We start from the raw sequence: 9488 nt of genomic DNA, 5'->3' as shown, positions 1-9488 counted from the left end.
GAAGGGTGAACCCGACGCTGTGTCGTGCTTCTCGCTCGTGGGTGCGGGCAACGCAAACGACCCGTACAACGTCGCCTACGACGATGACGAAATGGTTTTTTTCAACATGGCGGCTATCGGACACAACAAGGACGGCAAGTCGCTGCGCCCCGATCTCGAGCATTCCGCCGACCTCGGTGGACAGTTTCAGGAATGAAACAGGCGTGCTTCGCAGTGCTGGCCGCATTTGGCTTGTGCGCATCGGCACAGGCCCAGGATGCATCCGAGTCTGCCGTGCCAACGCCCTTTGCGGTATCGAAATCGGCTCAACTGCTGACCGGTGATACCTGGCGTGACGGAGGTCACCTTTTCCGCCTCTATGGCGTCCAGTCATGTCTTCGAGGCACGTCAGCTGAAGAGCCAAATGGAAACAAAATCGATTGCGGGAACACCTCGCTGGCGCATCTTGCTGCGCTGTTCGATAGCGCGGCGGTTACGTGCCAACCAGTCGGCTACGCGCTGGACAAGGCGGTTTTTGTCGTGTGCGGTGCGCAGCTCAATGGCGAAACAATTGACGTCGGCACCGCGCTCATAGCGACCGGATACGCGTTTGCCGCAACTACAGCAAAGGGCAAAGCCGTGAATGAGAACTACATCGTCGCGGAAATCAACGCTAAGATGAAACGCGCAGGTTTGTGGGGCACGACGTTTCAGCATCCTGTTCAGTTGCTGCTAAATAAGCGGTCGGAGAGACAACAATGAAGCACGACGATGAGGCGCACAAATATTACTATCCCGTGGAAGGACGCACTGACGGCGCCATTGGCGATGCTATTGCTCTCATCGCGATCATCTTGGTGCCGGCAGGAATCTATGCGGCCTGGAATACCGTGGCCTCATGGATTTCGGCGCTCTTCTCCTAGGACGGCAGGTTCGCGAAAGAACCGAGCAACGCGCGAAAATCGTCGACATCAACCTCGCACCAGTCGTTCCCCAACAACCGCCGGAAATAAGCTGCCTTCATTTTCATCTCAACGACATCGGCCACCGGCGCAGCGGCCGCGCGCCGACGCGCGATAGCCTCTTCCGCCATCACCGAATCCAATCGCCGGCCGATCAGGGTCGCATCCCGCCCATCGGCCCTCATCCATTGCCTGCCGAGACGTTCAACCATGGCGACTGCATGACGATGCGCGGCGAGCAGATTCGCGACCCCAGCGGCCTCTTCCATCACTCCGTTATTACAGACCACTTGAATGGACATCGCCGGCTCCATGCGCATGACAATTCGTAAATGATACCTGGGGAGGCGAGAAAAAAGGAATGGGTTCATCCCTCTGCTTCTCAGGCTCCGAAACCCTGGCTTCCCTACTGTTCGCTTATGAGGTCACACTACCCTGCCACAGACGAACGTTTCAGTTGGTCGGCGGTTTGCGAAACATCTCCCACGCAACAAACGTGCTCAGCCTCTCCAGCGGGTCACCCGCCATTCGATCTCTCCCGTGCCGGCCAAAATCGAGTTGATAAAAACGTTGATTGAGGACGAAGGCACGATAGGATACGAAGCCTAGCGAAACGGAACGAAAATAGAGCCTATAAGTTGTTGTTTAGGAACGGAAAGTTATTTCTCCCTCCGCCGAGAGACGGGAGTGATTTCAAAGAATTATTCAAACGACTGGCGGCGGCGGGTGCGGGTCGACTGTTGGACAAAGACGGCTTTCCTGCTGGCCCATGGACGCCCGAACTCCTTGCAGAGGCGATTTCACTGATTGATTCCAACCGGGTTGGGGTCGATCTGCGAACGGTGCAGCTTTGGTTTCAAGAGAACGAGAAGGGAATTAGCACTGCCAACATTCGTTGGCTGGCGAGGATTTTTGGATGCGGTGATCCGGTCGCAACTAGCGAATGGCAGATAGAGCTTAGTGAGGCGCAATCGCGGCTATCGGCCAAGAGACGAGAATGGAAGAGAGCCGGAAGCAGCGTTGCACAGGAGACTGCGACCATCGATGACGAGACAGACTCCCCGGTAGAGCTGACACTGGATACAGACCCCAAGGGGCCGAGCCGGCGCTTTAGTCTGGCGAGGAAATCGGAGGCGATTTTTAGTCGCGGATCTCCCCTGAATTTACCGGCGTCGGTGTTTGCGGGTGTCACCGCTCTTGGGTTTTTGTCGTATCTTACGGGGATTCACAGCGTGACGTATGGCCGGGCGGATGGCGTCGTCAAGCAGGTCGGGTTTCTTTGGACAGCGAATTGGACATTCGTCTTCATGGTATTTTTGCCACTGTTTTTTGCCTTCGTGACCGAGCTGGTGACTTTTGGAAAGATGAAGGCCGCCCAAAGCTTGTGGCGCAGGGCGACAAGATGGAAAGCGACAATGACTGGGCGCGCACCGTACAAGCTTCTTCGTATTCATATTGGGCAGTTTTTTTGATTTGTGTGGTGTTCGCCGGTCTTTTCCAGTGGATCGGCGTGTCTTTAATCCCGTTGTTCAAAGGTGGTGGCAACTATGCGACGGATTGGGGCTCGTTAGCGATTGTGCGCCCTGAGGTTATATCGGTGCCGGAAGCGGTCGTATTCACGGGGCTCGCTTACCTATACATGTGCCTCTGTTTTTATCTGTTCTTCGTAGGCCTCATTTTGCTTTATACGGTGATCCATGATCTTTGGAGAATTGGAGAAACAGCGAGTTATCGGCTGGAGGTGGATTATCAACACGAGCTCCATGAAGCCAGCCTCAGGGTTATGCGTGCGATTTTCCGGTGTACTGTTTTGGGGCTTCTGATCGCCATAGTCATGAAGCTCCAGAGTGCTTACCTGACGTCGCGTGGAGAGAATATTGTGGCTTGGTTGGTCGGTGATATGTCTTCCGCCTTCTATGCGCGCAATGATGTGAGCGCCGAGATCAGCTACCGTAGGCCGACCCATTACAGTAGCCTTCTTATCGCTATTTCGACCTGTGTTGTATTTCTGTACGGCTCCATCCGTATAGGTGTCGAATGTCGGTTTTGTATGCCTTTGTGGAGGATGTCAGCGATCGTAGCGGTACTCGTGGCTGGCTACTTGCTGATCGATGCATTTGCTGGCTTTTCAATCCTTCTGGGCGTTGGAGTGCTGCTCGCAATATACGGCCTGTTTGATCCAGGGTTGGGGCGATGGCAAGCGAGTAAGTTAGGAAACAACCAGAGTGTATCATAGTTGGCTTGATCATTGGGATGAGCGGCGGGCGCGACGCGGTGAGGAAGGGAAGAAACCAACGGATTTCATCCTTGACGCGGAACGCGCCTTTCCAGGTGCGAAAAAGATAACAAATATCGAGGAATTCTGTGCTCTTGCGGACCAAGCCGTGGCTGATCCAGCCTTTTTCGATGAGCCGAGTGTGAGTGATAAGGGTTTTGAAAGGCTAGATGGGTGGCTCAAATTTCCATCGGACATTTGTACTGATATCGAACAGAACAATGTCGTCTCGGCGAAAATCACAGAAAGCGGGTCGTTCGATCAGGCGATGGTGATTTTTCACCATTGGAATGCAAGCGCCCGGAATCGTAAGATTGCCAACTTTTTCTCGCAGCGTGGCATCACGGTTGTCGAGATTGTTATGCCTTATCACTTCGAACGTAGCCGTCCCGGCTCCGTGCACGCCGACTATATGCTTAGCCCGAATCTCGGTCGAACGATCCAATCTGTAAGGCAGGCAGTGTTGGATGGGCGAAAACTCATACGTTGGTTGAAGATCGAAGGCTACCGAGAGATTTCGGTTCTCGGTATGAGCTTAGGCTCCTGGGTTGCGGGGGTGGTCGCCGCGCACGACTCGGCTGTGTCAAAAGCCTCGTTGTTTCTGACGGCGGGGAGTCTAGCGGATATGGTTTGGACGGGTCGCGCGACACGATTGATACGTGGTAGCCTTGAGCCTGAGATTGAGCTGACCGATCTCAGAAGGGCCTGGGGTCCACTGAACTTGGAGAATTACGCACATAGTTTGGCACGGCCTGATCTCGATCTTCATGTTGTGTTGGCTAAGAGAGACAAAGTGGTGTTGCCAGAGCTATCGGAGAGGTTCATGCAGAGGCTGAAGGACGCCCGAGCTAGGCCAAATATTTTGAAATTAAACTGTGGTCACTATTCGCTCGCCATGCCGCCTTACATTCTATTGGCCGGTTTGAGCTTGAAGCGGTTTCTCTCGCGTGCTGACAAGTCGGCTCGGCGAGCATGAGTTTGGCTTTGGCCGGTCAGTTCACCAGCAAATTCTATGGCAGGCATCACGATACAAAAGTGATGAATGTGGGGTCGCCACCTACCGGAACCGACCCCTGGAAGTGGCCGACAAAGGCGCAGGCATGACACCGGCAATTGTCGAAAAGGCTCGACACCCTTCTTCTCTACGCGCGCCGGCAGGTTTGGCGGCTTGTTCTCATGGTTTCGACCCTCAGGGGAAAGCTCTTCATCAGCAAGCATTCGCGGCGCCGGCACAGTCGTCCATGTCAAAGTCCCGTTATTAACCCCCGCCGCTAACAGCCGACGATGACGCCAGCGGCCCGACAGCCGCGGCGGGGGGCTAGTCGGCCGCCGGGCCTGACCGGCAGGGGGCATAGAGCGACGCCGGCTGGGCCAAATTATAGGCCCTTTATGGACAATCGTGGGGCGGCTAGGTATCGGCTCTGCCAGACGGGATCTTTTCGGAAAAGAGGAAGGTTGCTGGATCAAGTTTCAACGCCTTGGCGATCGCGGCAATCGTGTCCACACTGATGTTGCCGCTCGCGCGTTCCAGTTTCGTGAATGTCGCCTCCGCCACGCCGATGAGTTCGGCCATCTCATAACGGTGCAAAGTACGTCGTTGTCGCTCAAAATCGATAATATGCGCCAGCCGCTTGCGGATCGCATTGTCGTCCAACCGATGCGCCCATTCCGGAACTTTCTTACCGCCGGCGAGCAGTCCTGCAAAAGACAATTGCAAGCCGTTTGCCATGACCTGCAGCGTCGTCAATGTGACATTATTTTTCTGACGCACAGTCTGAATGTAGGTTCGATAGGCCAGTTTTTCGCCCTCGGGGGTCCGAAACAGTTCGGCCATGTGCATATGGGATAGGCCGCGTCTGGCTCTCTCTCGCTCAAGTGCCAGAGCAATGTTGGCGCGCAACGGGTTGTTGACTACGCCTCCGTCGTCTCGTTTCATAAATCGATGTAGTCGCACAAACCTGCCTTTTCGACCTGTCCTTTTTCGCGCGGATTGTCCATAGTAAACTGTCAAATCTGCAGTGAGGAAAGGCTATGACTATACTCAAATTCTTACTGGGGGGTGCCGTCGCCATCGCGAGCACAGCGGCTCTTCCATCCCAATCAAAAGCGTCGGAATGGGGCTGTCAGGTCCTCCTATGTCTTTCCGGCGACTGGCAAGGCACCCCCTCGTGCCATCCGCCAATTTACAAGTTGATTGCGGCGATGGAAGCCCCGGGTTTTAATTGGCCGACCTGTCCGCAAGCCAACTCCAGCGCGGCGAGATTTGACAAGTATGAGGACTGTCCGTCTGGCTGGCAAGCAGTTGGGAGCTCCGAATCCGATCGGCCGGGCTTAGGCCAAGAACGGAACATCTGCCGCATCGCGGTCGATAAGCTCTCCTTGCCCGTCGTTCTCAAAAACAGCGGCCTCGGTGGGCATCATGGAGACGGATCACGTCAGGTCCAAATCGAAATCGACGGGAAGGCGGTTGCGGCAACAATCCAGACCGCGGGGAACGATCGAGGTCATTCCATTCGTAATGGTCCGACCTACTACACCATCCCTCGACCGATGCGCGGAAAGCCCTGGTTCATCGAGTATGATGACGCGAACGGCGTGCGCCAGAAAAGCTGGTTCAATCTCAACATGCCATAAGCCAGGCCATCACGTAGGACGAGGACTATGAGGGCCACAATTCACGGAGGTTTGTAGTGTTCAAGGCGCTTCTGCTATCCACAATGATTATGAACACAGGCGCAGTGTTGACGGCGGCTGGTCAGAGCGACAAGCCGCGATCAAGTGTGGACAATCCTATGTGGCCCGCTTCACTGAAATGGGACTGCAGGACCGCTGCCAAAATCGTGTGTGAGCGTGGGGGCAGTTGCTCGGTGGCTGAGGACCACACGGGATTTGTGCTGAACTACGGCAGCAACGAGGCTGAGTTCCCGGCCAGCAATGTCAGGATCAAACGTCACTATCAACAGACCGTGCAGGCAAGCCCTTTGCAGCAGGAAGTCAAAGTCGAACTGGCCGACAACCGCGTTCTATGGCTGACGGCCGTGGATGCCAGCCGCACGTATTCGGAAGCGTGGGTCGGCGCACTAAGCGAGCTGAAGGGTGGCGCGGTACTGATGGAATCCGAGGGAGTCTATTGCATGCCGCACAAGTGAGTGCGCCGAGAGGACAGGCGAGCAAGGGCGATGTGGTCTGACCGGGGCGCCGACCCCGGCGTTTAAGAAGTGTTCAGAGTCTTCCGTCCGATTTTATCGAGCGGTGAGGTGATGATAAGTAATATCGATCCGTCGCATCGAGATGTATGGCAGGAGTAACTGCAACGGTACTTCACCTTGCTCCTCTATGTGACTGGCGATGACTTGAGGCGCGCACCATGCGTACTTTGCATAATATAACTGGTGAAAGTCGCATAATCTATCTTATGGAACTTCGATTTCGTTAAACTGAAGCACTACACAAATCTGAACGACGTGCCGTGAAGTGGTGCGTGATGGCCCGCGGCCGGCGCAATCCCGAAGCTGTACGCGAAAATCTCGTGGCGCCAACGATGCTGTCTATGGAATCGCGTCAAATCACCAGTACATACATCGGCTATTTGAGGTCCGCCTCAAGCTTTTCATCCCCAAAAGAATTGCCTCCCAGGTGCGGCTCGATAACCGAAGCTTGGCGATCCTATTCCACATCCGAGATACCTCCTCAGAACATGATCGATAATAGTGTTGCAGGCGCGCCACCGCAATCGCTTACCGCGATCACCTCCGAGAGCGCTCCGAGGATTGTTCATCCCGACGACGTGCGCAGCGAGGATCGACCCGCCTGCGCCAATTCGGACGAGCGTGCGCAATCCTGAACCGATCGTGAGCTGAAGCTGCTGAGGGAGCCCTTCCACCTCGTCACTGACCCCAGACCGATCCTGGCAGCGCGTTGAGCGGGATTTTCAGATAACGCAGGCCATTTTCCTCGACCTGAGGCAGCTCTCCTCCGCGAATATTGACCTGGAGGGCATGCAACATGAGCCTTGGCATCGGCAATGCCCTGTCTCGCGTCTCTCGAAGCCTGATGAACGCACTCCGAGATTGACCGGCGACGTGCTTGTTTTTCTCTTTCTGCTCCGCCACCGAACTCTCCCACAGAGCCTGGCGCCCTCCCGGCCTGTAGTCGTGACCGGTAAAGAGACGGGTCTCGCCGGGTAAGCTCAAAATGTCCTGGATGGACTGCCACAGATCAGCTGCGCTGCCGCCTGGAAAATGGGCGCGGGCGGAGCCGCTATCGGGCATGAAAAGCGTGTCGTGAATGAACGCCGCGTCGCCGATGACATACGTGATCGACGCCAATGTGTGCCCTGGCGAGTGCATGACGCGGGCTTCCAGCTCGCCAATCTTGAAGATCTCGCCGTCGCCAAACAGCCGATCCCATTGTGAGCCGTCGCATGCGAGATCCGGCCAATTATAGATCTCCTGCCAGATCTGCTGCACTTCCTTCACGCGCTCGCCGATCGCTATCGGCACGCCGGTTTTTGCCTTGAGATAACCCGCGGCCGAAAAGTGATCGGCATGCGGATGGGTGTCCAGCATCCACTCGAGCTTCAAATTGTGGCTGTTGATGTAGTCGAGGATCGCGTCCGCATTTGTCGTTGCCGTCGAGCCAGACTTTTCGTCGAAATCGAGCACCGGGTCGACGATGGCGCATCTTCGCGAACTCGGGCATGCAACGACATATTGGATGCTACCCGTCCGTGCATCGTAGAAGCCGACGACTTCAGGCTGCTGCATGGGCGATGCCCTCGACTGCGGCTCGCGGGAAAAAGATCGCCCGGCCAGGGTCGAGGTCGTAGTCACGCTCGAAGTCCGTTGCGTCGGACGCAATCTGCGCCACGGCATTGAGTATGAACTGCACCTTCTCGTCCGGCAGCAGAACGCTGAAATTCAGCCGAGTGAATCCCGGCTTTTTCATTTCCTCGCCAGAGAGAATGGCTTGCCTGATTTCTTCGGACTGTTCGTCGTCGATCGATAGCAGTCTGTGCACATACGGGCCGGCACAGGCGCAGCCACCGCGCGCCTGGATCCCGAACCGGTCGCTTAGCATGCGCGTGATCAGCTGCTGGTGGACGTAGCCACCCTTTCCGTTTTCGACCCTAAAGGAAAAGATCGGAAGCCGCTCAGGATCCGATAGACCGAGGAGCTCCAGCCGCGGCAGGGCTTTCCATGCGCGAAAAGCACGACGCGCCAGCTCGCGATTGCGCGCTGTCATCGCGTCGAGTCCGATCGCATCTTTGACGATGAAGGCCAGCGCGGCTCGTATGTCGCCGATCACGTTCGGCGTGCCGGCTTCCTCGCGGGATTCCAGGCTGTCGCTGTAATCGTGTGTCTTCGGGGAGACAAACTTCACCGTCCCGCCACCTGGCCACGACGGCGTTTTCGTCGAAGATACGTCGCGTCGAACGATCAAGATGCCGGAAGCGCCGGGGCCTCCGAGGAACTTGTGAGGCGAAACAACTATTGCGTCGATCTCGGCATCTGGGGCGGGCGACATGGAAATCGGCAGGTAAGGACCTGCGCCCGCATAGTCCCAGATCATCTTTGCGCCGGCGGCCTTCACGATCACGGTGATGGCCGCGACATCGCTGGTGATGCCCGTGACGTTCGAGGCCGCGGACATCGAGCATATCGTTAGATCTGACGACCCCCCGCCAACCGCGTCCTTGAGCTGAGACAGGTCCGGCCCGCCAGACGGATGCTCGGCGATTTCCACGATTTCTGCTCCGCTCTCGCGCCAGGGCAGAATGTTGGAGTGATGCTCATAGGGACCGATAATGATCCGAGCGCGCTTGCCCGCTGCCACGGCTTCAGCGACGCCGAATAGCTTGACGAGGCGGTTGATCCCCGACGTAGCGCCGGAGCCGGTGAAGATCACAGCATGCCGTTCGGTGGCCCCGCAGAATTGACCGATCAGGGCGCGCGCTTCCCGACGCATGCGGGTCATGAAGCCTCCGCAATACGAGGCTTCCGTGTGGCTGTTGGCGTAGTACGGCAGGACCTCCTCAAGCACAAAGCGCTCGATCTGACGGAGTGCGCGGCCTGACGCGACATAGTCGGCGTACACCAGGTCCTTTTGCCCGTAGGGACCCACGATTTTCGCCGTCGATCCCACAAGCCCATCCCGGAGGTCGGCGGTCACGTCAGCCTTTTTCTTTAGCCCCTGGCGGAACTTTGACAGAGGGGTCTCGGTCTGCCCTGTCGTCGGGCGAGCTGCTTGCACGGTCATTCTCCCCGACTCGG

10 protein-coding genes and 1 pseudogene are annotated in these 9488 nt (G+C 56.5%); 7 read left to right on the top strand and 4 right to left on the bottom strand.

The features are described 5' to 3' along the window. The 3 genes from NKJ84_RS23155 to NKJ84_RS23145 all read left to right on the top strand — a co-directional run. A partial coding sequence (locus NKJ84_RS23155; protein WP_352508398.1) for a hypothetical protein occupies positions 1 to 196 on the top strand: 196 nt, incomplete at its 5' end. Beyond that, a complete protein-coding gene (locus NKJ84_RS23150) occupies positions 193 to 741 on the top strand; it encodes a thermonuclease family protein (RefSeq protein WP_352508397.1) in 549 nt (182 codons plus the stop codon). The genes NKJ84_RS23155 and NKJ84_RS23150, both read left to right, overlap by 4 nt. Continuing rightward, positions 738 to 902 carry a hypothetical protein gene (locus tag NKJ84_RS23145; RefSeq protein ID WP_278055737.1) on the top strand — a complete coding sequence of 55 codons (165 nt, stop codon included), beginning with the start codon at positions 738 to 740 and terminating at the stop codon, positions 900 to 902. Before NKJ84_RS23150 ends, NKJ84_RS23145 begins: the two co-directional genes overlap by 4 nt. Here NKJ84_RS23145 and NKJ84_RS23140 read toward each other — a convergent pair. Continuing rightward, positions 899 to 1243: a hypothetical protein gene (locus tag NKJ84_RS23140; RefSeq protein ID WP_352508396.1), complete on the bottom strand. Its 345-nt coding sequence runs from the start codon at positions 1241 to 1243 to the stop codon at positions 899 to 901. The two genes, NKJ84_RS23145 and NKJ84_RS23140, sit on opposite strands and share 4 nt — an antisense overlap. 339 nt (positions 1244 to 1582) lie before the next feature. Here NKJ84_RS23140 and NKJ84_RS23135 point away from each other — a divergent pair. Both NKJ84_RS23135 and NKJ84_RS23130 read left to right on the top strand, forming a co-directional pair. After that, a pseudogene (locus tag NKJ84_RS23135) lies at positions 1583 to 3177 on the top strand (RcgA family putative transporter). Continuing rightward, positions 3167 to 4192 (top strand): RcgR family putative quorum lactone hydrolase, encoded by a 1026-nt coding sequence (locus NKJ84_RS23130; RefSeq protein ID WP_352508395.1) that lies wholly within the window; start codon positions 3167 to 3169, stop codon positions 4190 to 4192. The pseudogene NKJ84_RS23135 and the gene NKJ84_RS23130 overlap by 11 nt, the downstream one beginning before the upstream one ends. A gap of 432 nt (positions 4193 to 4624) precedes the next feature. Here NKJ84_RS23130 and NKJ84_RS23125 read toward each other — a convergent pair whose 3' ends face one another. Continuing rightward, a complete protein-coding gene (locus tag NKJ84_RS23125) occupies positions 4625 to 5050 on the bottom strand; it encodes a helix-turn-helix domain-containing protein (RefSeq protein ID WP_352508394.1) in 426 nt (141 codons plus the stop codon). Positions 5051 to 5247: 197 nt separating this feature from the next. On the opposite strand from NKJ84_RS23125, the gene NKJ84_RS23120 reads away from it, so the two are divergent. Then, positions 5248 to 5850, top strand: a complete 603-nt coding sequence (locus NKJ84_RS23120; RefSeq protein ID WP_352508393.1) for a hypothetical protein — start codon at positions 5248 to 5250, stop codon at positions 5848 to 5850. A gap of 56 nt (positions 5851 to 5906) precedes the next feature. Further along, entirely contained in the window at positions 5907 to 6365 is a 459-nt protein-coding gene (locus NKJ84_RS23115; RefSeq protein WP_352442704.1) for a hypothetical protein, read from the top strand. A 738-nt stretch (positions 6366 to 7103) separates the two neighbouring features. On the opposite strand, the gene NKJ84_RS23110 is transcribed toward NKJ84_RS23115, so the two are convergent. Together NKJ84_RS23110 and NKJ84_RS23105 are read right to left on the bottom strand one after the other, a co-directional pair. Continuing rightward, complete coding sequence (locus tag NKJ84_RS23110) at positions 7104 to 7982, bottom strand: MBL fold metallo-hydrolase (RefSeq protein ID WP_352508392.1); 879 nt, start codon at positions 7980 to 7982, stop codon at positions 7104 to 7106. Next, positions 7969 to 9474, bottom strand: coding sequence for an aminotransferase class V-fold PLP-dependent enzyme (locus tag NKJ84_RS23105; RefSeq protein ID WP_352508391.1), 1506 nt, complete (start codon positions 9472 to 9474; stop codon positions 7969 to 7971). Before NKJ84_RS23105 ends, NKJ84_RS23110 begins: the two co-directional genes overlap by 14 nt. Positions 9475 to 9488: the final 14 nt, after the last annotated feature.

Origin of the sequence: Mesorhizobium sp. M0048, from assembly GCF_040323405.1 — a bacterium.
Classification (GTDB): domain Bacteria; phylum Pseudomonadota; class Alphaproteobacteria; order Rhizobiales; family Rhizobiaceae; genus Mesorhizobium.
Note: the sequence above shows the minus strand (reverse complement) of the source record. Positions and strands in the feature narration are given on the sequence as shown.